Source organism: Mucilaginibacter flavidus (assembly GCF_024055575.1).
Lineage (GTDB): Bacteria > Bacteroidota > Bacteroidia > Sphingobacteriales > Sphingobacteriaceae > Mucilaginibacter > Mucilaginibacter flavidus.
Genome location: NZ_JAMXOE010000032.1, coordinates 1 through 25,919, shown reverse-complemented (window position 1 = coordinate 25,919; position 25,919 = coordinate 1). Strand labels below are relative to the sequence as shown.

Here is a 25,919-nt window from a genome sequence, read left to right as displayed (position 1 = left end):
TAATTATTCGCTCATTTTATTTAGTTTAGGATGCTTATAAACCAGTAACCCAATATCTCATGAAATTAAGAGTAATAGCACTGCTGTGGCTAACCTGTTCGCTGTCGGCTGCAATGGCGCAATCTGCCAAAACTTACCAGGTAAAATCGCCCGATGGCAAAATCAGCGTAAACATCAGCGCCGGCTCAACTGTAACCTGGGCTGTTAATCACGAAGGCACAGAAATAATAACACCATCAGAAATTTCGATAACTTTGGATAACGGCGATGTTTTGGGTAAAAACGCAGCCGTGAAAAAGGCAACTGCAAGCTCAACTAACTCAACTATCGCCACGCCTATCTATAAAAAAACACAGGTGCAGGATAATTTTAACCAGCTAATCATAAACTTTAAAGGCGATTATAGCCTTATTTTCAGGGCGTATAACGACGGAGCAGCTTACAGGTTTGTAACCGCCAAAAAAGGGGATATCACCATAACAAACGAAAGCGCAAATTTTAATTTTAAAGATGACGACAAAGCGTTTTTGCCTTTTGTTAACGACTATCGTAATAAAGACAAATTCACTACGTCGTTCGAGTCCCACTATGATAACATCAATCTATCAGCCATAAAAAAAGACACGCTGGCATTTCTGCCGGTCTTGGTTGATGTTGGCTCACCAAAAAAGGCAGTGATATTGGAGGCGGATTTGCAGGATTACCCGGGGATGTACCTCACCCGCGGGGAAGGCAACAGCCTGCATGGCGTATTTTCAAAATACCCAACCGAAGAAGCTGTTTTGAGGATAAACTACGTGGTGAACAAACGTGCTGACTTTATTGCCAAAACCAGTGGCACCCGCAGCTTCCCCTGGCTTGTAGTAGTTATCAGCACCGAAGACAAACAGTTGGCCGATAACGACATGATGCAAAAGCTGGCCGAGCCTTCGCAAATAACTGATTACTCGTGGATAAAACCCGGCAAGGTTGCCTGGGACTGGTGGAACGACTGGAACGTGAGCCATGTTGATTTTAAATCGGGCATAAATGTGCCTACCTATAAATACTACACCGATTTCGCGGCAGCAAATAAGCTGGAGTATATTATTATTGACGAGGGCTGGTCGGACGATTGGGATTTGAACAAGGCCAAGCTTGATGTGCAGGCAGTAGTCGACTATGCCAAACAGAAAAATGTAGGGGTAATTTTATGGTCGACCTGGTACGCCATAAGCCGCGACGTTGAAGGGTTGATGGATAAGTTTGAAAAATGGGCGTAAAGGGTTTTAAGGTAGATTTCATCGACCGAGACGACCAGAAAATGGTCGCCTCATTATTTGACATCGCCAAAATCGCCGCAAAACATCATCAGTTGATTGATTACCACGGCATGTATAAGCCCAGCGGCATGCAGCGCACCTGGCCAAATATTATTAACTGCGAAGGCGTGAAAGGCTTGGAAAATATGAAATGGGGAACTGATAACCAACCCGGTTATGATGTAAGTATACCGTTTATCCGCATGATGTCGGGTTCGATGGATTATACCCCCGGCGGCATGCGTAATGCTACCAAGGAAGCCTTCAGGCCGGTAAACTCCAACCCGATGACACAGGGGACACGCAGTCACCAATTAGCTATGTACACCATATTTGAGGCACCGCTGCAAATGCTGAGCGATAACCCGAGCATATACCAGCGCGAGCAGGAAAGCACCAATTTTATAGCCGCCATACCAACTACCTTTGATGCTACCGTAGCGCTTGATGGCAAAGTGGGTGATTTTGTAAGCATCGCCCGCAAAAAAGGCCGCACCTGGTACGCCGGTGCAATGACCAATTGGAATGCCCGTGATTTAACCGTTGATCTTTCCTTTTTAGGCGATGGCAAATATAAGGCCGTAATTTTTGAAGATGGTTTAAACGCCGGCAAAGACGCAACCGATTACACCACCAAAACCATAACGGTAACCGCAAAAGATAAGCTGACCATCAAAATGGCATCCGGCGGTGGCTGGGCTGCAAGATTTGACCGGGAATAAGCGGGTTTGACAGCTTTTGCCGGGATTAAAATCAGAGTTATTTATCAAAGTGGTATGCTTATTTTCAAAATGGCATGCTTATTTAAAGCCTGCCGATAATAACCTGCTTTAATTGTAAACCATTTCATTATGAAAAGCGACCCTGTCATTTTGGCAGGGTCGCTTTTTTGTGCTTATTTGATAAATTGCTGTAAATCAAAACCATGGCCCTGATTTCGTCCGGCGGCATGATTATTGGAAAGGGTGCCGAAACAGTAAATGCCCATATCAAAATGATAATTCAATACTTAAGGTATTTAATGGCACCAATATCCGCCATGTTTCCCCTGTTTTATAAATACTTTACTTCAGTTCAATTTATTTCATGCAATCACATTTAAAAAAGCTTTCGTTTGCGGGTGCGCTTATTACCCTGGGAATTATTTTTGGCGATATCGGTACCTCGCCACTGTATGTTTTTCAAACTTTATTGGTGGAGGGGCGGCAGGTAAACGAGGCCCTGGTGTTAGGGTCAATCTCCTGTATATTCTGGACACTTACGCTGCAAACAACCTTCAAATACATCTTCATCACCCTGCAGGCCGATAACCACGGCGAAGGCGGTATCTTTTCATTATATGCCCTGGTGCGGCGCTATGGCAAATGGCTGGCCATCCCGGCAATAATAGGCGCCGGTACATTGCTCGCCGATGGTATTATCACGCCGCCAATTTCTGTAACATCGGCAATTGAGGGTTTAAGCAACGTGCCCGCACTGGCATCGTCATTTGTGCCGGGCAGCAAGCTTATTCTTGGCATCGTGATAGGTATTATGGTGTTGCTGTTCTTTTTCCAGCAATTTGGCACCAAGGTAGTTGGTTCGGCGTTCGGACCGGTTATGCTGCTTTGGTTTTTAATGATAGGTGTTTTAGGGGCCATTCAATTTGTGCACAATCCTGGCATCATCAGGGCGTTGAACCCCTATTACGGTATTCATTTGTTAGCCGTGCACCCACGGGCAATCTATCTGTTAGGCGCGGTTTTCCTGTGTACAACCGGTGCCGAGGCCTTATATTCAGATTTGGGCCATTGCGGCCGAAAAAACATCCAGGTTAGCTGGATATTTGTGAAAATAGCGCTGATATTTAGTTATTTAGGACAAGGTGCCTGGGTTTTGATGCAACCAGCCGGTACAAGTTTTGCAGGTGTCAATCCGTTTTATCAAATAGTGCCCTACCCGCATTTATTTATGATCCCATGTGTGGCGCTGGCAACACTGGCAACTATTATAGCCAGCCAAGCATTGATAAGCGGCTCGTTTACGCTCATCAGCGAAGCGGTGAGTATGAACTTCTGGCCGCGCATTACTATAAAGTATCCGTCAAATATTCGCGGGCAAATTTATATCCCCAGCATAAACTGGATATTGTGCTTTGGGTGTATTGCTGTTTCGCTTTATTTCCAAACATCCGAAGCCATGACGGCTGCCTACGGGTTCTCCATAACCATAGCCATGCTGATGACCACCATATTGATGTACTATTTTATGCGCTATGTTAAGCACTGGCCGGTGTGGTTGGTAACCATTATACTTTGCTTATTCATAACTGTTGAGTTTTCGTTTTTTGTAGCCAACGCCATAAAGTTATTGAAACGGTTGTTCTTCGTTGCATTTGAGGGCGGGCTGATATTCACCATGTATATCTGGTTTAAGGCGAGGAAGATAAACAACCGCTTCCTAAACTTTGTTGACCTGAAGGACCAGGTGCCGTTACTGAATGCGCTTAGCGCCGACACATCCATCAGTAAATATTCAACCCATCTTATTTATCTAACCAAAGCAAATAACGCCAGGCAAATTGAGGAAAAGATATTATACTCGATAATGAGCCGCAAGCCCAAGCGGGCTGACGTTTACTGGTTTGTGCACATTGAAACCACCAACGAGCCTTACACCATGGAGTACAGCGTTGACCAGGTTGAGCCGGGCAAAATAATCAGGATAGAGTTTCGCCTCGGTTTCAGGATACAGCCGCGGGTAAACGTACTGTACCGCAAGGTTGTTGAGGACATGGTGGCCCGCAATGAAATTGATATCCACAGCCGCTACGAATCGCTCAATCAGTTTAAAATAAATGCTGATTTCAGGTTTGTGATAATGGAGAAATTCCTGTCGTACAATAACTCGTTCAGCGTAAAAGAAGGTTTTATACTTAACAGTTATTTCGCCATAAAAAAACTGGCACAATCAGAGGCCAAAGCATTTGGTTTGGATACCAGCGAAACCTATGTGGAGAAAATACCGCTGGTGGTTAAACCTGTCGGCAATATTATTTTGAAACGGGTAGCTGCAGTATAAATCCAGCCAAAAATGGAATGAGAATTTGAGGGATTGGTTGCCAGCATCGTGGATAAATCCCTAGAATCCGCTCAATCCCGGTCCAAAAAAAGCGCCACCGACCTAAGTCAGATGGCGCTTTATAGTATATATTAGATTGGATAGGGCTAATTAATGAACGTAGATATCGCCGCTGCCGCTGGTTGATTTGGAAACGTTTTTAGGGTTGCCGGAGCAGTGGATATCGCCCGAGCCGTGTAAAGCGGCATCGATACGTTCGGTTGCATTCACGTAAGCATCGCCCGAGCCGGTAAGGCGGATGGCGGTGCTTGCGGTAGTAAGGTTACGCGCAGTGTAATCGCCCGAGCCCACCAGGCTGACGGTTGAATTATCGGCACGACCAGTCAGGCTCATGTCGCCAGAGCCAGAAATGCTGCTTTCAAGGGTTTTAACATCTATTTTACCAACCATATCGCCCGAACCGCTTATGCGCAGCTTTAAAGAATTGGCGGTAAGACCATCTCTAAAAGCCACATCGCCCGAACCGCTGATATTAACCTCTCTTACATCTTTTACAGAAACATACACCATGATTTTTTTATGGTTGCCCCACCAGTTACCCCAGTTAAAGGTATCGTGTTTGCTGTAAATTTTCAGTACGCCATTGTTTACTTCGGTTAAAATACGGTCGATCACATCGTGAGGTGCTTCTACTTTAACCGACTCTGTTGATCCCTGGGTAATAACCACGTCAAACGGCCCGGCAACATTAATAGCATTAAAGCCGGATAAATGGCGGTCGACGGTTTCGGAAGCGCTTATTTTTACAATTGAAGCAGGCTTTGCAAACGTATTGACTGCGCCGGTAACAAACAAAACAGCCAGCAAAAATTTAGCTATATATTTCATGGTTTTTAGTTTTGTTTAATTAGACGCAAGTAAAAGTGCAAGGTTGCACGAAAATAGTAAATATCTTCAAGATTATTACAACTAACGCCTCGTTTTATAGCGGGATCAACCCTGTTTTTTTAATGAATAATAACTAATTTTGCGATAGTAACTATTCACTATGTCGATAGCCGAAATAAAAAGAACCAAATCAGACCTGATAGCATGGATAGAGCAGCTATCAGACCCCGGTATGCTTTTTATTTTAGATGGGCTACGCACATCCAAATCAGGTGGGGATTGGTGGGCAGACCTATCAGAATCTCAACGGCAACACATTGAGGAGGGCTTGGCTGACGCCGAAAATGGACGCACGATATCGTCAGATGTTTTTTGGAACAAGCTAAGAAATGCCTGATAATTCAGTGTAGAACATCCAATTTAACCTTACATCTCCGTCATGCCAGATGAACCCCATCGGGGTTTAAGGTCGGTAGAAAAACAATATACCAGGATTCTCCGTGCCGTCAGGTACGGAACTTCGCCGATGTTGCGTACCTAACGGCACGCTGACCCTTTTATTTTTCGTTTTTCTACCGACGTTTTGCACCTCACGGCGCAGCTCAGGAAAAGCCCTGTTCACTCCCCCTTCAGGGGGCCGGGGGGCACTAATCCACCATCACCCCAATATAATAATTAAATTTATCTACCTCAATGTTATCCTTTTTAGCGCCGTCGATAGTTACCGGCATAAACCTGGTTGACGGCGTAATAAACTGGTAATCGCCGCCTTTAAGCTTTACGCGTACGGGCATATTGAAGCCTTTTACATCCGATATCCAGCGAACATATAATTTGCCGCCTGTTTCCATAAAATTTAATATCGGGATGCTGCGGTATTTTAAATACTGGTCGAACACCGGCGACAGATTTTTGCCTGATTGCTGGTTGATATAGCCCACCACATCATCATAAGTTACCGTTTGGTGATAAAAGGTTTTATTAAGACCACGGAGTATGCTGCGCCATTTTTCATCATCGTTAATAATGGTACGTATCATGTTCAGCATGTTTCCGCCTTTGTAATACATATCGCCCGATCCTTCTTTATTTACATTATATACGCCCAAAATCGGACTGTCGTTTGCAATGGCAAAACGGGTGCCGTGCACATATTCCTGCCCGGCCTGTTTACCATAGCGCTGCTCAATAAATAACGATTCGGAATAGTTTGTAAAGCTTTCGTGTATCCACATATCAGCCAAGTCCTTAGAGGTGATGTTGTTGCCGAACCACTCGTGCCCGCTCTCGTGCACCACAATGAAATCCCATTTCAATCCCCAGCCGGTGCCCGAAAGATCGCGCCCAAGATAGCCGTTTTGATAGTGGTTGCCGTAGGCCGTACCACTTTGGTGCTCCATGCCAAGGTGCGGTGCTTCAATCAACTTATAGCCATCTGCGTAAAAAGGATACGGGCCAAACCAATGCTCAAAGGCCTTTATCATGTCCTTCACATTTTCGCCAAATTGTTTCTTTGCTTTTTCAACGTTATAATCAAGCACCCAATAATCTAAAGTGAGCTTGCCTTTTTCGCCCATGTAGCTATCGCTGATGTGCGAATATTTGCCAATGTTGGCCTCGATGTCATAGTTATTGATGGGCTCCGTAACAATCCAGTCGAACCGGGTGTAACCGTTTTTCAAATCGGTCACCTTGCGCAGGCGTCCGTTCGAGGCATCGGTTAATCCTTTTGGAACGCTGATGCTGATCAGGGCGCTGTCAACCTCGTCGGCTTGCTGGTCCTTGTTCGGCCACCAGATGCTGGCACCGATTCCCTGGCAGGCGGTTGCCACCCATGGATTGCCCAATGAGTCTTTTGCAAAAACAATTCCCCCATCCCATGGTGCATGTTTGGCAATGGTTGGATTACCGGAGTAAAAAACAGTAAACTCATCCTTGCTGCCTTTACTGATGGTGTTTGGGAAGGTTACAAACACAGCATTAAACTCGCGGGTAAAAGACAGCTCTTTGCCTTTGTAAACCACTTTTTCAACCTTCAGGTTCGCAAACAGATCGAACTGCAGTTTGGTAAAATCTTCGGTAGCTGTGAATTTAAACAGGTTGCTGCCGCTGATGAATTTATTGTCGATATCAAACTTAACATCAAGATGATAATAATTAATATCGTAACAGGTACGCAACGGGCTAAGGTAGCCCCGCAATGAATCGGCCCGGGTAAAGGTTTCTTTAACAGCGCCAAGTTGGGCGTTTGCACCAAAGGAAATCAGCGCCAGCGCGCACAGTAGTAATAATCTGTATCGTTTCATTTTATGTTTTAAAAGCGGTCTGTGAAGACACAGACCGCGGGTTCTTTTGTTTTTTAATCGGTGAAATCCCTATTCTAATACTGTAACTTTTATACTCGATTTATTTTGCCCGTCATGGTATATCCTGATATTCGATTTCTGAAAATCCGAATCTTTAGCCTGAGTAATATCCACAAATTTTTGCGGGTTACGGTCGGCCAGCGGGAACCATGAGCTTTGTATCTGTATCATGATGCGGTGCCCTTTCCTGAATGTATGGCCTACATCGGGCAGGTTATATTTAACCTCGGTTACCTTGCCCGGTACAAACGGCTCCGGCTTTTCGAACGAGTTGCGATATTTACCCCTGAAAATTTCGCCGCGCACCAGCATTTCATAGCCGGCCAACTGGACGCTTTTAGGGTTGGGTGTTGGGGCAGGATAATTATCCGGGAACACGTCAATCAGTTTAACTACGTAATCGGCATCGGTAGTACTTATCGATGTTAGTAAATCGGCAACTACCGGGCCGGTCAAAGTTATATCGCTTGATAGTGTATCTGTTTGATATGTTTTTACATCGGGGCGGCGCTCGGCGAAACGCTGGTCGTCGAGCATGTATTCCCTGGTACGGCCACGTTGAACGCCATCCTGGTAAGGTACGGGCGAACTGGGGTCGCTGACATATTCATCAAAACCTTCGCCGCTTGTTGGCGCGTCAAACGATAGCTTACCATTGGCATGCAGGTACATTGTTTTTTCTGTTGAATTTTCTGGCGGCCATTTGCTGAACTTCTTCCATTCATTGCTGCCCGAAATATAGATGGCTGCTTTTGGTAAAGTATTTTCACCCTCACCTTTCAGGTAATATTTAAAAAACGGCAGCTCCAGGTTTTCGCGGAACCATTTGCTGGTGTTGGAGCCAAAATCCTGGTCACCGAAGTGCTGCATGTCGGGGCTTTCCCAGCCGCCATGGTACCACGGACCCATAACCAGCGTGTTTGGATGACTTGCCGGGTTTTGTTTTTCGATTGCGTCAAACACATGCAATGCGCCAAAACAATCTTCGGCATCAAAAAAGCCCCCCACAACCATAGTAGCAGGCGTAAGCTTTTTTAAATGTGGACGAATATTCATAGCCTGCCAAAAGCTGTCGTAATTTGGATGCGCCATCATATCGTTCCAAAACTTTACCGAATCGCCAAAGTAGTGGGTTTTATAATTTGGCAAAGCGCCCATCTTTAAATAAAACTTATAATTATCGGTGTATTTAAACTTGATGCCTGTTTTAAATTGCGCCGGGGTAATTGGCTGCGGCCTTGGCACACCGAAACTGGTAATAAACGAGAACGCGTCCATCAAAAACAGTGCACCGTTGTGATGAAAATCATCGCCTATAAACCAATCAGTAACCGGGGCTTGAGGGGATACGGCCTTCAATGCCGGGTGCGCGTTTGGCAACGATGCGGTTGAATAAAAGCCGGGGTAAGAAATACCCTCGATACCAACCTTGCCGTTGTTGTTAGGCAGGTTTTTTATCAGCCAGTCTATGGTATCGTAAGTATCAGAGCTTTCATCCACCTGGTTGCCTTTTTTGTTGGCGATATCGGGGCGAACATCGATAAAATCTCCTTCGCTCATCCACTTGCCACGCACGTCCTGGTATACAAAAATAAAGCCTTCCTCCAACAACAATGTGTTTTGCCCCAGCGACCTGCGGTAGTTGTTTTCGCCGTACGGCGATACAGTGTACGGCGTACGAGTCATCAGGATAGGGTATTTTTTTGATTGATCTTTGGGCACGTAAATAGAAGTAAACAGGTTTTACCATCGCGCATGGGGATGTATTTTTCCATTTTGGTGTAATGGTCGCGGATGTAGGCAGTGTCTTTAGGCGGCTGGGCGAATGCAAAAGTGCAGCACAGCACAAACCCTGTTAAAAGTAGGAGTTGTTTCATATTAATAGGTCAGTTAAGTCAACGCTAATTTAAAAAGTTATTCGTGAATATACTATTGATGTTAATGATAAAATATAGGAATTGCAGAAGCAGGGGAATTCTAATCGCGAAAAATTTTCTTTAAAAGTATGATAAATACTCCAATACCTATTGTGGGTAGCCAGCCTATAAATGAATACATCCCCAATTTGCTTATAATGGGGTTTAAGTGGTTGCCTTGGTAAGTGAACATTGCAACCCCAAAAAAGAACATCCCAATTCCCAGTGCAATTATTAATAGGCCTATTATTAAATTCCTATATTTTTTCATTGCCTGTTTTGATGACGTTATAGGCTGGCGTGGCTTCTTTACGCTAAGATAAAGTAATTTAATTGGATAAAGCACGTGTATTTGCGAGCGTACTTACCACATATTAACAATTCCATAACACTTATTAAAATATTTTAAAAAGTATTAGGATTATATGAATTACTTTATTAAGTTTGTTTTGAATAATGTATTGCACTTCATCACATCGAACTTTATGTCAGCCTTATGTCGGTAAGGAGAATTATAGTTAAATTGGTTTGAAAAATCCTCGCCCAGGCGGGGATTTTCTTTGTAATGCTTTTTTTAAACCCTATTATAAATAAACACAACCAACCCAAAATGGCCCGATTAAATTTATTAGAAGAGACACGTTATGAGAAGTTGCCGGTAACGGTGTACGACAACCAGCAGGAAGCGTCGGTAGCGGTAGCGCAGCGGATAGCAAAGCTGATCAAAAGCAAGACGGAAAAAGGCGAAAAAACAGTGCTTGGCCTTGCCACCGGTGTAACCCCAATTAATGTTTATGCCGAACTTGTTCGCCTGCACCAGCAGGAAGGCTTAACCTTCAAAAACGTGATCACTTTTAATTTGGACGAGTACTACCCCATGCAGCCCAATGCCGCACAGAGTTATGTAACGTTCATGAACGAAAACCTGTTCAACCATGTCGATATCGATAAAAAGAACGTGCATATCCCCGATGGTACACTGGACCTGGATGCCGTTGCAGGTTTTTGTTTGGAATACGAGAAAAAGATAACCGCCCTGGGCGGACTGGATCTGCAGATACTAGGTATAGGCCGTACCGGCCACATCGGTTTTAACGAGCCGGGCTCGGCCCCAAACTCGGGAACGCGCCTGGTAACTTTGGACGATTTGACCCGGAATGATGCCTCCCGCGATTTCGGTGGTAAGCAAAACGTGCCCACCAAAGCCATTACCATGGGTATCGGCACCATCTTCAAAGCCCGTGAAATCATCCTGATGGCCTGGAGCCTGAAGAAAGCACCAATCATTAAAAAAGCGGTAGAAGGCGAAATGTCGGGCGAAGTGCCGGCTACTTATTTGCAGTTATCGGACAATGTGGAGTTTGTACTGGACGCACCTGCAGCAAGTGGTTTAACCCGCTTCAATACCCCATGGCTGGTAAAAGATTGTGTTTGGGAAAACAGCATGAAAAAGAAAGCCGTTATCTGGCTGGCCGATAACCTGGGCAAACCCATATTAAAACTTACCGAAGAAGATTACAATAACCACGGCATGGCGCAACTTGCCGTTGAACAGGGCCCGGTTTATAATATCAACATCGATATATTTAACCAGTTGCAGCACACCATCACCGGCTGGCCGGGCGGCAAACCTGACGCGGACGACAGCCAAAGACCGGAACGGGCAGAACCTGCAAGGAAACGTTCCATCATTTTTTCACCACACCCGGACGATGATGTGATCTCGATGGGTGGCACTTTTATTCGTTTAGTCGATCAGGGGCATGATGTACATGTAGCCTACCAGACATCGGGTAATACCGCCGTATGGGATGATGATGTACTAAGATTTGTTGAATTTGCCATCGACTTTAACCAAAGCATAGGCGATGATAATACCAAACTAAAGAAAGTGTATGAAGACATGCGTGCCTTTATGCCGACCAAGCAGCCAAATCAAATTGATACCAAAGAAATAAGGGATGTAAAAGGTTTCATCCGCAAAACAGAAGCCATCTCGGGAGCAAGGTATGCAGGCCTCGAAGATGATCATATCCACTTTATGGCGCTGCCGTTTTACGAAACCGGCAAAATAAAAAAGAATACCGCCGGCGAAGCCGATATCAAGCTAACCATCGAACTGCTGAACAAAGTAAAACCCCAGCAAATATTTGCCGCCGGCGACTTTGCCGACCCGAACGGCACCCACCTGGTTTGTTTCAACATCATATTAGGTGCCTTGAAAGAACTGCAAAAAACAGAGGACTGGGTAAAAGACTGCTGGCTGTGGATGTACCGCGGTGCCTGGCTGGAGTTTGAAACGCATGAGATTGAAATGGCCGTACCACTTTCACCACAGGAAGTGATCCGCAAGCGCAATGCCATCTTTAAGCACCAGAGCCAAAAAGACAGACCAGTATTCCCGGGCGATGATGCCAGGGAGTTTTGGGTGAGGGCTGAAGACCGCACAAGGGAAACTGCACGTGCTTATGATAAATTGGGCATGGCTGAGTATGAGGCTATGGAAGCGTTTGTGAGGTATATATATTAAGATTTCACTGATTTGAGGATGATTACACCGATTTAGATAAACAATCGGTGTAGTCATTTCTCCCAATCAACTACCAGATTCCAATCCAATTTTCAATATCTCGTTTAAACATATCGACAGCTAACCAGGTATTTACACTTTCCCGGTTTTTTCTATCAAAGGCAGTTATATAATGTAAATGAATATGCTCTCCTTCATTTAAATCAGGGATAGGTGTCAGAAATCCTTCGCGCTGCTGCTGATGCGGGGAGTTGGAAAAACCAAAGCTATCCTCAAATCGGGCAGGCATTCCGTCGTTTTGAGATGCCCGGTATTGTATAATTTCGCCGTCTTCCACGCCAATATGCAATACCCATTCATTATCGTTTACCTCAACACTGTCCAAATGTTCTCCGGCTGAAAAACCGAATTCAACATTTTTATCATAGTCAGTTAATTGACAATATAATTCAATCGGATTAAATCGTGATGAGATTTTTTCTATCCGCCAAAGCCATCCCATGGTATCGGCAAGCGATTCACCATTATACAATGGCAGTTTCCTTTTAAAGGTTACTAATTCAATTCGGTGTGAATGAGTGCCTATAGTTTGTGATTGCCCATGCTCGTAGCTCGCTTCACCAATTAAGGCCCAGTAGCCTTCAGTTCCTGCTATTCCACATTTAATCGTGCCCAAAGGGGTTACAAACAAGTTTTCTTTGAGCACTATCTTATCCATAGTCAAATATAAACCAGTAATTCAGGAATAAAACAAAGTTTATTAGAAGCGTTCTTTCAAAAACCTACCAGTATAACTATCTTTTTCCTTAATCAAATTCTCCGGTACGCCTTCAAATACAACTTTACCGCCGCGGTCCCCGCCCTCGGGGCCGATATCTATTACCCAGTCGGCGCACTTAATAACATCCATGTTGTGCTCAATAACGATGATGGTATTACCATGTTCGAGCAGGGCATCGAATGATTTGAGCAGCTTTTTGATATCGGCAAAATGCAGGCCTGTAGTCGGCTCGTCAAAAATAAATAGTGTCTTGTGGGTATTGTTGCCCTTAACCAGGAACGATGCCAGCTTTATCCGTTGTGCCTCGCCGCCTGATAAGGTATTTGACGATTGTCCCAGTTGCACATAGCCCAGGCCAACATCCATTAAAGGTTTTATTTTGGCGATGATTTTAGGCTCTTTAGCAAAAAACTCCAGACCCTCCTCAATGGTCATGCCCAGCACTTCAGATACGTTTTTATCCTGGTAGGTAACGTCGAGGATATGTTGTTTAAAGCGTTTGCCGCCACAGGTTTCGCAGGTCAGGAAAATATCGGCCATAAACTGCATCTCAATCTTCACCTCGCCTTCGCCCTGGCAAACATCGCATCGACCGCCCTCAACGTTAAATGAGAATGCCGATGGCTTTAAACCGGCAGCTTTGGCAACCGGCAATGCGGCATACAGGTTTCGTATCTCATCCCAGGCTTTTACATAAGTAACCGGGTTCGAGCGCGACGAGCGGCCTATCGGGTTCTGGTCAACCATTTCAACCTGTTCAATTTTCTGGTAATCGCCCTCAATACTGTCGTAGGCGCCGGTTTGTTCGGCATTGTAGTTACCCAAGGTTTTTTGAAGCGCAGGGGCTAATATCCGTTTTACCAAACTGGTTTTACCCGAGCCGGATACACCGGTGACAACCGTTAAAACGCCCAGTGGGAATTTGGCATTTACGTGCTGCAGGTTATTTTCCCTTGCTCCTTTTATCTCGATAAAATCGTTCCATTTACGGCGGCTTGCCGGGATTGCAATTTGCTCCTTCCCGCTCAGATAACGACCGGTTAAGCTTTTATCATCCTTTAAAATCTCATCGTACGTGCCGCTGAAAACCAGGTTACCGCCATGTGTGCCGGCTTCGGGGCCAATGTCAATTACATGGTCGGCGGCTTTCATTATTTCTTCCTCATGCTCAACCACCAAAACGGTATTGCCTACATCGCGCAGCGATTTTAACACGCCTATTAAGCGTTGCGTATCGCGCGGATGCAAACCGATGCTTGGCTCATCCAACACGTACACAGAGCCCACCAGGCTACTGCCCAGCGAGGTTGCCAGGTTAATACGCTGCGACTCACCACCCGAAAGTGTGTTTGACAGCCTGTTAAGCGTTAAATAGCTTAAACCAACATCATTTAAAAACAAGAGGCGGTTGGTTATTTCCATCAGCAGGCGCTTGCCTACTTTTGCATCGGTTTCGTTAAGTTCAATGGTTTGAAAGAAATCCAATGCCTTATCCAAAGCCATCAAAACCACATCGGTTATTGATTTGCCATTAATTTTCACATAAGATGCATCTTTCCTCAACCGGCTGCCCTTACATTCCGGGCAGGTAGTTTTACCCCTGTATCGCGATAGCAAAACCCTATACTGAATTTTGTAGGTTTGCTCCTCCATCTCCTTAAAAAACTCGTTAAGGCCACGGAAGTACTGGTTGCCGATCCAAAGCAATTGCTGCTCTTTTTCGGTCAGGAAATTATATTGGCGATGGATTGGAAAATCAAACTTCAAAGCGCTTTTAACCAGGTTGTCGTTCCATTCGCGCATTTTTTCGCCGCGCCATGGGGCAATGGCACCTTCGTAAATGCTTTTGCTTTTATCGGGTATTACCAGGTCCTCATCTATGCCAATTACTTTGCCATAGCCTTCGCAGCGTTTACAGGCTCCGTAAGGGTTGTTAAAGCTGAAAAAGTTTGGCGTAGGTTCTTCAAAGCGGATGCCATCCAGCTCAAACCTGTCGCAAAAAAAACGCTCTGTTTCGGCTTCGGCATCCGGCTCGGTGTAACGTACATAACAATCGCCTTTGCCTTCAAAAAAAGCAGTTTGTATCGAGTCGCCAAGACGGCTATAGGTCTCGTCTTCTTCGTTTTTGGAGATACGGTCGATTACGATTCTGACCGTTTGGATTGCCGCTTGAGGAGTAGTCTCGTCGGCCACGACTTCCGCCTTTTTGCTTTTTGCCTTGGTCTTCACAGCTTTCGCTTTCACCTCAACTTCTTCCCCGTTTACTTCTTCAACCAGCCAGCTGCCATCGTCAACAATGCTCATGTCTTCCAGCAGGTCTTCGATTTTAGAAAGCTTGCCACGGAATTCGACCCTCACAAAGCCTTTTTGCATCAATACGGCCAACTCTTCTTTCAGGCTGCGGTTATTGTGCGGGTAAAGCGGGCAAAGTATAGTCACCATGGTTTCGGCCGGCAGCGTCATGATGAAATTAATGACATCAGTAACCGAATCTTTTTTTACCAAACCGCCTGATACCGGCGAAATTGTTTTACCGATACGGGAAAACAGAAGCTTTAAATAATCGTAAATTTCAGTTGATGTACCAACGGTTGACCGTGGGTTTGAAGTGATGACTTTTTGCTCGATAGCTATTGCCGGGGCAATTCCTTTAATATAGTCAACATCGGGCTTGTTCATACGGCCCAAAAACTGGCGTGCGTATGATGAAAGGCTTTCAACATAGCGGCGCTGCCCTTCCGCATAAAGCGTATCAAAAGCCAGCGACGACTTACCCGAACCCGACATACCGGTGATCACCACCAGCTTGTTTTTAGGTATGGCCACATCCATATTTTTAAGATTGTGTACCCGGGCGCCTTTTATAATAATATGATGTTGAGGGTCTTTTTCTGCTTCTTCCATTTAGTTCATAGTTCATGGTTCATAGTTCATGGCAATAAAAGGTTACCTAATGAACTACAGACAGTTATTGAGGATAGTTTTGGCGTGCTTTTTCACAGCAAATAGCATTCCGGCTATGAACTATGAACCATCAAGCATGAACTTTCGCCCAAAATGCAAAAATCCTAAAATATTTAGCAGAATCCAAATGAGTTTTAGAATTAGTGGGGTGTTATCTGCCTATTTACTAAATAGTTTGCATTGTGCTGACAATTGTCGCTAAAACCTTTTGAAATGCTTTCAGTCTATGTTTTAACCACATAAAACAATGAAAAATATTTATCGTGAAAAATAATATTTGTTTATTTGGTGATAATTTGTTTTATTTGGGATAACATTTTTTTAATCCCTAAAAGATAACGCTATAGAAAAAACTCTACTTTAATAAAATATTTAAATACTTAAGTAAGTAGTTTTCTATGGATTTTCAATTGAAGAGTGACCAGGATTTAATCCATCTTTACATTGCGGGTGATGAAGGAGGGCTGGTTGAATTAATTCGCCGCTACCAATCAAAAATATACACTTCCATTTATTTGCTTGTTAAAGACGAATATCTTGCCGAAGATATTTTTCAGGATACCTTTATTAAGGTGATAAATACCTTAAAAGCCGGAAAATATAACGAAGAAGGTAAGTTTTTGCCTTGGGTAACACGTATTGCCCATAATTTAGTGATCGACCATTTCCGCCGTGAAAAACGGGCGCCGATGGTTAGCAATGGTGATGATTTTGATATTTTTGAAGTGTTAGGCAATTATGATGAAAGCACCGAAGACCGCATGGTTAGAGAGCAAACGTATAAAGACCTGAAATCATTAATACACCTGTTACCTGCCGAGCAAAAAGAGGTGTTGATTATGCGCCACTTTGGCGATATGAGCTTTAAAGAAATTGCCGATATTACCGATGTGAGCATCAATACCGCCCTTGGCCGTATGCGATACGCGCTTAATAACCTGCGCAAAATGATGCAAAGCAAAGAGTTGAGCCTGAAAAATTAGTGATTAGCGGTTAGTTAATCAGAGATTAGGTCAGAAGGTTTACCGATAATTAATATCGTTATGCTTTCTGACCTTTTTTATTTGAGAACGCCTGATTGGTTAATTATTGACTGCACAGCGCATTCCGTCCTGGAATATTATTAACTACCCCATAAACATTTCGCAATCTCCGGCAGTTTACTATTTTTACAATCCAATTATTCATCACTCTAAAGCGTTACCCAATGATAGTTATAAGAAACCACCCCGAATTTGAATCCCACCTCGGTAAAGAGATTGGCATTTCAGGCTGGCACACCATAACCCAGGAACAAATAAACAAATTTGCAGATGCGACCATAGACCATCAGTGGATCCATACTGACCCGGTGCGGGCCGAAAGTGAAGGCCCTTTTAATGCCACCATTGCGCATGGCTACCTAACCGTATCATTGCTGCCTTACTTCTGGCACCAGATTGCCGATGTGCAAAACCTTAAGATGCAGATAAACTACAGCATCGAAAATATTCGCTTTGCCCAACCGGTAAAAGTTGACAGCCAGGTGCGGCTGCACGCCAAACTGGTGGCCATTGTAAATTTACGTGGCATTACCAAAGCAACCATTGGCGTAACCATGGAGATTGACGGCGAGAAAAAGCCGGCGTATACCGGCGAGGTGGTATTTTTGTATCATTTTAATTCGTGATAGTATTTTATCCGGTATAATTAAAAAGACATATTGCTTTTATTGGCTGAAATAAAATTAAGCTAAAGGAAATTATTGGGATTTTAATATATTTATCCCATGAAACATACCCTTTTCCTTATCGCCGTTGTGGCATTTTTTGCTTCAGGCTGTATATCTTCAAAAAACGACCCAAAGCCTGGCGACGGTGCTTCAACATCCGACAGCTATTTCCCTGTTACTTCCGGGAGCACATGGACTTATAAAGAAGAAATTGCCGGTGCCACAAGCTCGACAGTAATAAAAATGACGGGGAACACAAAAACGTTTAATGGCAAAAGCTATTACGAAGCAACCAGCTCATCGACTGTAAAGGGGAACACCTTAGGTTATTTTTACACGGCTAATCATGATTTTTCGATACTCCAAACCATTCCCACTTACGGGATTAACATAGAAATACATTTGGGCAACGACACGAAAGCGGCAGGATATAGCTGGACTACCAGCCCAACTGCGGATGGTTACGTTAATGGTTTCCCGGCACAAATGATAAATACCATTAAAGAAAAAGGCATAACCCGGGTTGTTAACGGCAAAACTTTCACCAATGTAATGCATACTCAGGCGGATCTTCAGTATGATTTGGGTTCGGGTTTTATGAGCTATTCTGTTTATGATTTCTACCTTGCCAAAGGCGTTGGTATGATAGAATCGGATACCGGCATTTCAGGCTCGATATATGACAAGGAAACCATATTGAGTTATAACGTGAAATAAGTGTCGGCATAGGTGTTCACTGAGCACCTGCGGCTAAACATCTTCAAATTACTCCATTATAAAATCTTCAAATCAACTCTGCTCTTCCCACACCATGCATAAATGCAAAATGGTGTCAACTGCTTTTTGCATATCCTGCACCGATACCCACTCGTGCTTACTGTGAAAAGCGTGTTCGCCGGCAAAAATATTGGGGCATGGCAAGCCCATGAACGACAGGCGGGAACCATCCGTGCCGCCGCGAATGCTGCACAGTTTTGCATCAAGCCCGGCCCGTTTCATGGCCTCCATGCCGTATTCAACAATCTGCGGGTGCTTGTCCAATACGCTTTTCATGTTGCGGTATTGGGGCTTTACATCAAGTGTACAGGTTGAGCCGGGAAAGTTTTTTAATACCCTATCAGCAATCTGGCGGATTACATTGGCATGTTCTGCCAGTTTATCATCGTCAAAATCGCGGATGATGAAATCGACGCTTGCCGTTTCCACGTGGGCCTCAATAGCTACTGGATGTACAAAGCCTTGTTTGTTTTCGGTTCCTTCAGGCGATAAATCATAAGGCAACGATGCTACTATCTGGCCTGCGATTTTTATGGCGCTTTCCATTTTACCTTTAGCAAAGCCAGGGTGCGAGCTTACACCGTTTATCACCAGTTTTGCGCCATCGGCACTGAAGGTTTCATTCTCCATGTTGCCTGCGCTTTCGCCATCCATGGTATAGCAGGCATAGGCGCCAATTTTTTTTATATCAACCTTATCAACTCCACGACCGATCTCTTCATCGGGTGTAAATAATATGCGGATAGTGCCGTGCTTTATTTCAGGGTGATTAATTAACTGGTAACAGGCATCCATAATTTCGGCTACGCCGGCTTTGTTATCAGCGCCTAAAAGGGTAGTACCGCTGGCAGTAATTATGTCGTTACCCAGCTGGTTTTTTAAATCGGGATGTTCTGTAAGTTTTATTATTTGCGCTGTGTCATCGGGCAAAATAAGGTCCTCGCCACCATAATTTTTGTGTATTATTGGTTTTACACCTGTACCGCTGCAATCGGGCGCAGTATCCATGTGCGAGCAAAAACAAATTACGGTGACAGCCCTGTTAACATTTGCAGGTATTGTTGCGTATACATAGCCATATTCGTCCATGTGGGCATCAGTAACGCCCATCGCCAGCAATTCGGACACTAACAATCGGCCCAAATCTTTTTGTTTTGGCGTTGAAGGTGTAGTTTCGGATGCCGGGTCGGATTGAGTATCAATGGTTACGTACCTTAAAAACCGTTCGGTAACCGTGTGTTTGAGCAACGAATTAATATTCATATTAAGCAATATGTCACTAAAATTTTTAATTTTGAGGAAACAGTATAATATTACTCCAAAATTGTAAATATTGCGCAAAATTTATCAATTGAAAAGATATATTTTATTAATAGCCCTTGTAATTTCTACTGTTGCTGCCAATGCGCAGGCTGGTTACAATTATTATCAATTTGGCGTCGGTTTTGGCGCAAGTTATGAGCGTGGTTACACGAATATCCCTAAACAAAGTCAAAACTTTACCGGGCAAATCTTTGGTACTTATAATTTCAACCCGTATATCCCTATGGAACTGGAATTGCAGCGTGGCAATTTATCGGGCGGAGGACTAACTGTTGATAAGGATAGGTACGGCCGCCAGTTTACCAATAATTTTTTGGCGCTTTACATGCATGCAGACGTGCAATTGGGCGCGTTTATTGACTACGAGAACGACTGGTTTTTAAATGCGGTAAAAGGATTTTATGCAGGCACCGGTATTGGAATAGTTAGTAACAACAATAAGGTACAGCGTACAAATGTAATTTTAGCCAATGGCGGCACCGACTACGTTTTTCCGGGGAAAGACAAAAGCATTAATTTTTCAATACCGCTAAGAGTGGGTTATGAATTTAAAATATACGACTCATACGCCGAACCAGGCTGGGCCATTGATGTAGGCTACGTGCACAACATTGTTTTTGGCGAAGGTTTGGATGGCTACGACGACCCTACCTCGAAATTTAAGAATAATGCAACTAACCAGTACCGGCAGTTTACAATTGGCTTCAAGTACTTCTTCGGTACAACGGTATCATATAACAAGCTGGTTAGGACTTACGGATTTTAAGCATGAATATTGAAGAACTTCGTGATTATTGCCTGCAGAAGCCTGCGGTGACTGAGGGTTTACCCTTTGGCGAGGATACGCTGGTATTTAAAGTTGCCGGCAAAATATTTTTACTTACCAGCATAAGCCAGGGAACAAGCTTCAATGTAAAATGCGAACCCGAACTTGCCGTTGAACTGCGCGAAAAATATACTGAAGTACAGCCCGGCTACCACATGAACAAAAAGATGTGGAACACCGTTCGCCTTGACGGTACACTCACCAAAAAACAACTTCACGATATGATTGACCACTCATACAACGAAGTGATTAAAGGTTTGCCTAAAAAGGTACAGGAAGAGCTAGCCGCAGGTAACCAATAAAATACATTTTTATTCGGCGCCGGTAATTATATTTGCCAAAAGCCCTTTTCATGAAAACACTTTTACCGGCCCTGTTTTGCTGCTTTGTTTTTTTTAACGCAAGCGCCCAGCTAACCCCTTTTGAACTTAGTAAGGATAAAAACTACACGGCCACTTACAGCGAGGTTATTGCTTATTACAAAAAACTTGCGGCCACCAATCCGCAGATGAAGTTGATTAACTACGGCACTACCGATATTGGCAAGCCTTTAACGCTGGTGGTGTTATCGCGCGATAAGGTGTTCGACCCGGCTTTGATAAAAAAACAAAACAAACGCGTGCTGCTGATAAACAATGGCATACACCCCGGCGAGCCGGAAGGCATAGATGCCAGCATGATGTTTGCCCGCGACCTGCTGAAAAAAAATGCGCTGCCCAAAAACATTGTAATTTGCATGATAGCCCTATACAATATTGACGGCGCCATGAACCGTGGCTGGAGCCGCGTGAGCCAGAACGGGCCGCGTGCCTATGGCTTTAGAGGCAACTACCGCAACCTCGATTTAAACCGCGATTTCATTAAGGCCGACAGCCGCAACGCCCTGGCTTTTGAGCAGATAGTAAACACCTGGAACCCTGAGATCTTTTTGGATAACCACACCAGCGATGGCGCCGACTACCAGTACACCATGACGCTGATTGAAACCCAAAAGGATAAGCAAAACCCAATACTCTCAAAATACACTTCAGAAACTTTAACGCCCGAATTGTATAAACGCATGAAAAGAGGCGGTTATGAAATGATACCCTACGGCGCAGGCGAGCGTGGTTTGCCTGATTCAGGCATCGTAAGCTTTTTGGAAACGCCGAGGTTTGCCACGGGCTACACGTCACAGCGCAACATCATCAGCTATATTACCGAAACGCATATGCTGAAGCCGTTCGACAAACGGGTGTGGGCCACCTACGAATTTGAAAAGCACCTGGTTGATATTTATGAGCGTGATGCCAAACTGGTAGGCGAACTGAAGCATAAGGCTGATGAGCAGGTGGCTCAGCAAAAAACCTTTGCCATGGACTGGGACGTCGACCACGACCATATCGACACCATCACTTTTAAAGGCTACGCTGCCCTGTACAAACCCAGCGACATTAGCGGCCTGAAACGTTTATATTACGACCGCAACCAGCCATATACCAAAACTGTAAAGTATCTGAATACCTACAAAGCAACTGAAACAGTTGATAAGCCGCTGGCCTATGTAATACCGCAGGCCTGGGGCAAAATCATAGACCTGTTTAAGCTGAATAGTGTTGCTATGCGCCGCCTGACACACGACACTACGCTCACCCTGCAGATGTATTATATCGACGACTATAAAACCCCGAATAAGCCTTATGAAGGCCATTATATCCACAGTGCTGTGAAGCTTAACCCGGTTACCATGCCGGTTAAATTTTATGAAGGCGACTACGTGGTTTACACTAACCAGCCACTGAACCGTTACATAGTTGAAACTTTGGAGCCGCAGGGTGTAGATTCTTTCTTTGCATGGAACTTTTTTGATTCGGTTTTGGGCGAGAAGGAATATTTCAGCAATTATGTGTTTGAAGACAAAGCCGCTGAGATGCTGAAAACCGATACAGAGCTAAAGAAGAAACTGGATGATGCCAAAGCAAAGGACCCTAAACTGGCCGCCAGCGCGGGCGCACAATTAAACTTTTTGTACCGCAACTCTATCTATTTCGAAAAAACATATCTTCGCTACCCGGTAGGCAGGATTGTTACCGATACTAAACTCGATTTGAAATAATGGAATATTTGCAGACGGCCCCGGTGGCCTCCTTTATATTTGCTTTTACTATTCTTACTTCGGTTTGGGCATTTTATAGCGATAACATTTATGCCCAATTGATATTGCACCCGTTCAGCATATACCGCGGTCAGCGTGTTTATACCGTTGTGAGCAGTGGATTTATTCACGCCGACATCATGCACTTGCTGTTTAACATGCTTTCATTTTCCTTTTTTGCGTTTGGGCTTGAACCGGTTCTGGGGCACTGGCAGTTTGGGGTGCTATACTTTGTCAGCCTGATTTTAAGTGACCTGCCCACAGTTTACAAGCATAAAAACGACGAATGGTATCACAGCCTCGGGGCTTCTGGTGCAGTGAGTGCGGTTATATTCAGCTATATTCTGTATAGCCCTGTTTCACCGCTGGGGCTTATGCTGATACCCGGATTTCAAATGCCGGCTGTGGTTTTTGGTGTACTTTACCTTATTTATTGTAATTATGCTGCCAAGCGTGCCGCAGATAATATCAATCACGATGCGCACATGTTTGGCGCACTGAGCGGGTTGTTAATAACCATTGCGTTGCACCCGCACGTTGTAAACGGGTTTATAAATCAAATTACCGAGAAAGTTCAATCGTGGATGCATTGATATAGCTGCCATCCGGATTAAATAAAAAACTCATAGGCTGCTCGGGATTTTTAATAATCTCGAGCAGTAAAAAGCCCCAGTTTTTCCAGAAGCTTTCCAGCACCTGTCCGTATATTTTATTTAGCCAGGTATCAAACAATGGCTTGCTGCTGGTACCGCGCAAAGGCATCGCCTCAATATAAATTTCGTCGTTGGCCTCCAGTACATTATACTCCGGCAGGCGGTTAAACAGGTAAGCCGAGTAAAATACCCGCCCGCAAAACTCCTCAAATTGTATTGGGTGCAACACCTCATTCTTTATCTTATCATACATCTCGCGGTGGTACGAATAATTTGCGCCATTATCCTGCAGGCACATCACCAGCCCAAAATCGCGTATGCGGAGCGAAAACGTAAGTGTGTTTATTTCATCTCGGTATCCAAACTCCAGCGGGTTATTATCAACCTTAAAAAGGAAGATGCTGTAAGGCTTAAAGTCCTCAAACACAAGCGGCAGATTAAGGCTTTGCAGCATTAAATGCAGGTTATCGAATTTGTGTATGATTGATTGTGATATATTAAATTCTTCGCCTTTGGAGTGCTGTAGTTTTATTCCGCCTTGCACTTCATTAAAAATTAACCCGTACAACATTTTGGCCGCCCATTGAAAAAGGAGCTGGTCATCTAATTCTTTAACAGCATCGTAACCCGATTCAAAGGCAGCGGCAATTTTATTTTCAAGCGGCTCCAGGTATTCGTCATTTACTGCAGCGGCACAGGGTATTTTAATATCTTTATAGGTGGCCATGCTTTCATCAAGCATCTTAAATGGCTTATCTTCCAGCTCGTAAAGACTCATTAACCATTGGGGAAACACCTGCACGCGTTCCTCTTCCGACGTTAGCGCCTGCCCGGTTAAAAAGCAATTGCGGTTGCCGAATTTAAAAGATTGGAACGGATGATAAATTTGTTGGCCCATGGCCGCAAAGATAAGCATCAAATCCGACCGGAAAATTTTAGCTTTGAATTTAACATGAAGCTGACTTACCAACCATTCGAACTGTTGCTGCGGCACACTTTTACAATTGCGAAATTTTCGCGTACCTCAACGCCGCTTATGCTTATACAAGTTGAGCACGAAGGCAAAACCGGTTACGGCGAGGCGTCAATGGTGCCCTACATGGGCGAGAGCTTTCAAACCGCCACCGATTTTTTAGGCAAGGTGGATGCCGCGCAGTTTAAATACCCTTTTGATTTTGACGCGATAATAGCTTACCTGGATGAAATTGCCCCCGGCAACCCCGCCATTAAGGCAGGCATCGACATTGCCCTGCACGACCTGGATGGCAAGCTGCAAAACAAACCCTGTTGGCAGTTGCTGGGTAGCAGCCCTGCAAATATGCCGGCAACCAGTTTCACCATCGGGATTGATACGCCCGAAGTCATCATCCAAAAAGTAAAGGAAGCGCCGGACTGTAAAATAATAAAAGTAAAACTTGGCCGCGACAGCGATAGAGAGCTGATCAATACCATTCGCTCAGTAACCGATAAACCATTGTTTGTTGACGCCAATCAGGGCTGGACCGATTTGGAGCAAAGCCTCGACCTTTGCCACTGGCTGCACGAGCAGGGTGTGTTACTGATAGAGCAGCCCATGCTGAAAACCGATATCGACAGCAATGCCTGGCTTACCGAGCGCAGCCCGATCCCCATCATCGGCGATGAAGCGGTGCAGCGCTTGCCCGATGTTGAGAGGGCAAAAGGCGTGTATCATGGCATCAATATTAAACTGATGAAATCTGCAGGCATGCACGAGGCTCACCAGATGATACTAAAAGCAAACCAGCTCGGTCTTAAGCTGATGATTGGCTGCATGAGTGAAACCAGCTGCGCCACCCTGGCCGGGATAGCACTTGCTCCGCAATGTGATTGGGCCGATTTAGACGGGCCGTTTTTAACGAGTAATAATCCGTATAAAATGCCGGAGTTTGTTGATGGGAAGTGGGTGTTGGGGGATGATTATGGATTAGGAATTAAGACAATATGAGCATTTTTTCCATAATTAAAAGTCGGTGGCAAAACGATATTAACTCCGACGCTAAAAATTTAAATCAACCCCTATCAGTAAAAGGTTTGACTGGGAAAGAAATGCAATTAAAATTCATCAAAGAATATTTGAAACCGTTACTTAAACAGCAAGGTTATTTAACGAAAGGCCAAACGTGGTGGCGCGGTAACGACGATTTCTTTACTATAATCAATCTTCAAAACTTTTCATGGAATCTACAGGATGATGTAAGTTTTTGTTTCAATATAGGAGTTGGGCTAAAGGCAACAATGAAAAACCCAAAGGCGAGTCCAAATATTCATGACCTAACGGTAGGTTTAAGACAGGGCGCTTATCTGACCAAGGCAAAGGAGTTTAATAAACATCGAAACCAAACTGGTTATTCGGTTAAAACAGGCGACGAATTTGTTGAATTTGTGAGCATAATTACAGCTGACTTTGAACACGATATACTTCCTAAATTAAGTGATTTAAAAACATTAAAGGATTGTGTGGATTATTACGAAGGTACTCCTTTTTGGGGCGATAATTTAAAAAGGGTACTTATCGAGAACAATATCCCCGTCCTAAAATAAGCACTTTGGTATCACTGTTGTCCGGTAAAAATAAAAAATAGAATTAAAATGGGGTTTGTGTTAAATAGAAGCTTTTTTTGGTAAATATTGAAAAACACACCCCCTCAAGTTTTAAAAAGCGATAATT

The 25,919-nt window shown here is 44.2% G+C and carries 21 protein-coding genes and 1 pseudogene; 14 read left to right on the top strand and 8 right to left on the bottom strand.

Annotation, left to right across the window (positions count from 1 at the left end; translation table 11 throughout):
* Window positions 1-59: 59 nt before the first annotated feature.
* The 3 genes and pseudogenes from NAF19_RS27680 to NAF19_RS27670 all read left to right on the top strand — a co-directional run.
* Window positions 60-1,372: pseudogene (locus NAF19_RS27680) on the top strand (glycoside hydrolase family 97 N-terminal domain-containing protein); the annotation flags it as partial.
* Window positions 1,373-2,023 carry a glycoside hydrolase family 97 C-terminal domain-containing protein gene (locus NAF19_RS30945; protein WP_502213792.1) on the top strand — a complete coding sequence of 217 codons (651 nt, stop codon included), beginning with the start codon at window positions 1,373-1,375 and terminating at the stop codon, window positions 2,021-2,023.
* Window positions 2,024-2,387: 364 nt separating this feature from the next.
* Window positions 2,388-4,361: a KUP/HAK/KT family potassium transporter gene (locus tag NAF19_RS27670; RefSeq protein WP_252793617.1), complete on the top strand. Its 1,974-nt coding sequence runs from the start codon at window positions 2,388-2,390 to the stop codon at window positions 4,359-4,361.
* A gap of 150 nt (window positions 4,362-4,511) precedes the next feature.
* Here the strand turns inward: NAF19_RS27670 and NAF19_RS27665 are convergent, their stop codons facing one another.
* A complete protein-coding gene (locus NAF19_RS27665; RefSeq protein WP_252793616.1) occupies window positions 4,512-5,249 on the bottom strand; it encodes a head GIN domain-containing protein in 738 nt (245 codons plus the stop codon).
* A gap of 160 nt (window positions 5,250-5,409) precedes the next feature.
* On the opposite strand from NAF19_RS27665, the gene NAF19_RS27660 reads away from it, so the two are divergent.
* On the top strand, window positions 5,410-5,646 hold the full coding sequence (locus NAF19_RS27660) for a hypothetical protein (RefSeq protein WP_252793615.1): 237 nt from the start codon (window positions 5,410-5,412) through the stop codon (window positions 5,644-5,646).
* Between the two features lie 250 nt (window positions 5,647-5,896).
* On the opposite strand, the gene NAF19_RS27655 is transcribed toward NAF19_RS27660, so the two are convergent.
* The 3 genes from NAF19_RS27655 to NAF19_RS30885 all read right to left on the bottom strand — a co-directional run bounded on the left by NAF19_RS27655 (window position 5,897) and on the right by NAF19_RS30885 (window position 9,492).
* The gene (locus tag NAF19_RS27655; protein WP_252793614.1) at window positions 5,897-7,555 is read right to left on the bottom strand and encodes a M1 family metallopeptidase; all 1,659 of its coding nucleotides are present in this window, start codon (window positions 7,553-7,555) and stop codon (window positions 5,897-5,899) included.
* Window positions 7,556-7,624: 69 nt separating this feature from the next.
* Window positions 7,625-9,301, bottom strand: a complete 1,677-nt coding sequence (locus NAF19_RS27650) for a CocE/NonD family hydrolase (protein WP_370362922.1) — start codon at window positions 9,299-9,301, stop codon at window positions 7,625-7,627.
* Complete coding sequence (locus NAF19_RS30885) at window positions 9,301-9,492, bottom strand: hypothetical protein (RefSeq protein WP_370362921.1); 192 nt, start codon at window positions 9,490-9,492, stop codon at window positions 9,301-9,303. Before NAF19_RS30885 ends, NAF19_RS27650 begins: the two co-directional genes overlap by 1 nt.
* Before the next feature lie 649 nt (window positions 9,493-10,141).
* On the opposite strand from NAF19_RS30885, the gene NAF19_RS27645 reads away from it, so the two are divergent.
* Complete coding sequence (locus tag NAF19_RS27645; RefSeq protein ID WP_252793613.1) at window positions 10,142-12,061, top strand: glucosamine-6-phosphate deaminase; 1,920 nt, start codon at window positions 10,142-10,144, stop codon at window positions 12,059-12,061.
* 70 nt (window positions 12,062-12,131) lie between these two features.
* Here NAF19_RS27645 and NAF19_RS27640 read toward each other — a convergent pair whose 3' ends face one another.
* Both NAF19_RS27640 and uvrA read right to left on the bottom strand, forming a co-directional pair.
* On the bottom strand, window positions 12,132-12,779 hold the full coding sequence (locus NAF19_RS27640; protein WP_252793612.1) for a hypothetical protein: 648 nt from the start codon (window positions 12,777-12,779) through the stop codon (window positions 12,132-12,134).
* A 42-nt stretch (window positions 12,780-12,821) separates the two neighbouring features.
* Complete coding sequence (gene uvrA, locus NAF19_RS27635; RefSeq protein WP_252793611.1) at window positions 12,822-15,746, bottom strand: excinuclease ABC subunit UvrA; 2,925 nt, start codon at window positions 15,744-15,746, stop codon at window positions 12,822-12,824.
* 458 nt (window positions 15,747-16,204) lie between these two features.
* Between uvrA and NAF19_RS27630 the strand changes: the two genes are divergently transcribed.
* From NAF19_RS27630 to NAF19_RS27620, 3 genes are all read left to right on the top strand, one after another.
* The gene (locus NAF19_RS27630; protein WP_252793610.1) at window positions 16,205-16,789 is read left to right on the top strand and encodes an RNA polymerase sigma factor; all 585 of its coding nucleotides are present in this window, start codon (window positions 16,205-16,207) and stop codon (window positions 16,787-16,789) included.
* A gap of 224 nt (window positions 16,790-17,013) precedes the next feature.
* On the top strand, window positions 17,014-17,475 hold the full coding sequence (locus NAF19_RS27625) for a MaoC family dehydratase (protein WP_252793609.1): 462 nt from the start codon (window positions 17,014-17,016) through the stop codon (window positions 17,473-17,475).
* 99 nt (window positions 17,476-17,574) lie between these two features.
* Complete coding sequence (locus NAF19_RS27620; RefSeq protein WP_252793608.1) at window positions 17,575-18,234, top strand: hypothetical protein; 660 nt, start codon at window positions 17,575-17,577, stop codon at window positions 18,232-18,234.
* Between the two features lie 72 nt (window positions 18,235-18,306).
* Here NAF19_RS27620 and pepT read toward each other — a convergent pair whose 3' ends face one another.
* Window positions 18,307-19,557: a peptidase T gene (gene pepT, locus NAF19_RS27615; protein ID WP_252793607.1), complete on the bottom strand. Its 1,251-nt coding sequence runs from the start codon at window positions 19,555-19,557 to the stop codon at window positions 18,307-18,309.
* An 88-nt stretch (window positions 19,558-19,645) separates the two neighbouring features.
* Here pepT and NAF19_RS27610 point away from each other — a divergent pair, with 88 nt between their 5' ends.
* Genes NAF19_RS27610 through NAF19_RS27595 form a run of 4 tightly spaced genes read left to right on the top strand, consistent with a single transcriptional unit; the run spans window position 19,646 to window position 23,170 of the window.
* Window positions 19,646-20,383, top strand: a complete 738-nt coding sequence (locus tag NAF19_RS27610) for an outer membrane beta-barrel protein (protein WP_252793606.1) — start codon at window positions 19,646-19,648, stop codon at window positions 20,381-20,383.
* A gap of 2 nt (window positions 20,384-20,385) precedes the next feature.
* Window positions 20,386-20,745 (top strand): MmcQ/YjbR family DNA-binding protein, encoded by a 360-nt coding sequence (locus NAF19_RS27605; RefSeq protein WP_252793605.1) that lies wholly within the window; start codon window positions 20,386-20,388, stop codon window positions 20,743-20,745.
* Window positions 20,746-20,795: 50 nt separating this feature from the next.
* Window positions 20,796-22,538, top strand: coding sequence for a M14 family zinc carboxypeptidase (locus tag NAF19_RS27600; protein WP_252793604.1), 1,743 nt, complete (start codon window positions 20,796-20,798; stop codon window positions 22,536-22,538).
* A complete protein-coding gene (locus NAF19_RS27595; protein WP_252793603.1) occupies window positions 22,538-23,170 on the top strand; it encodes a rhomboid family intramembrane serine protease in 633 nt (210 codons plus the stop codon). The genes NAF19_RS27600 and NAF19_RS27595 overlap by 1 nt, the downstream gene beginning before the upstream one ends.
* Here NAF19_RS27595 and NAF19_RS27590 read toward each other — a convergent pair.
* On the bottom strand, window positions 23,139-24,128 hold the full coding sequence (locus NAF19_RS27590) for a hypothetical protein (protein ID WP_252793602.1): 990 nt from the start codon (window positions 24,126-24,128) through the stop codon (window positions 23,139-23,141). The genes NAF19_RS27595 and NAF19_RS27590 overlap by 32 nt on opposite strands.
* Window positions 24,129-24,182: 54 nt before the next feature.
* Between NAF19_RS27590 and NAF19_RS27585 the strand changes: the two genes are divergently transcribed.
* Together NAF19_RS27585 and NAF19_RS27580 are read left to right on the top strand one after the other, a co-directional pair.
* The gene (locus NAF19_RS27585) at window positions 24,183-25,196 is read left to right on the top strand and encodes a dipeptide epimerase (protein ID WP_252793601.1); all 1,014 of its coding nucleotides are present in this window, start codon (window positions 24,183-24,185) and stop codon (window positions 25,194-25,196) included.
* Window positions 25,193-25,792: a DUF4304 domain-containing protein gene (locus NAF19_RS27580; protein WP_252793600.1), complete on the top strand. Its 600-nt coding sequence runs from the start codon at window positions 25,193-25,195 to the stop codon at window positions 25,790-25,792. Before NAF19_RS27585 ends, NAF19_RS27580 begins: the two co-directional genes overlap by 4 nt.
* Window positions 25,793-25,919: the final 127 nt, after the last annotated feature.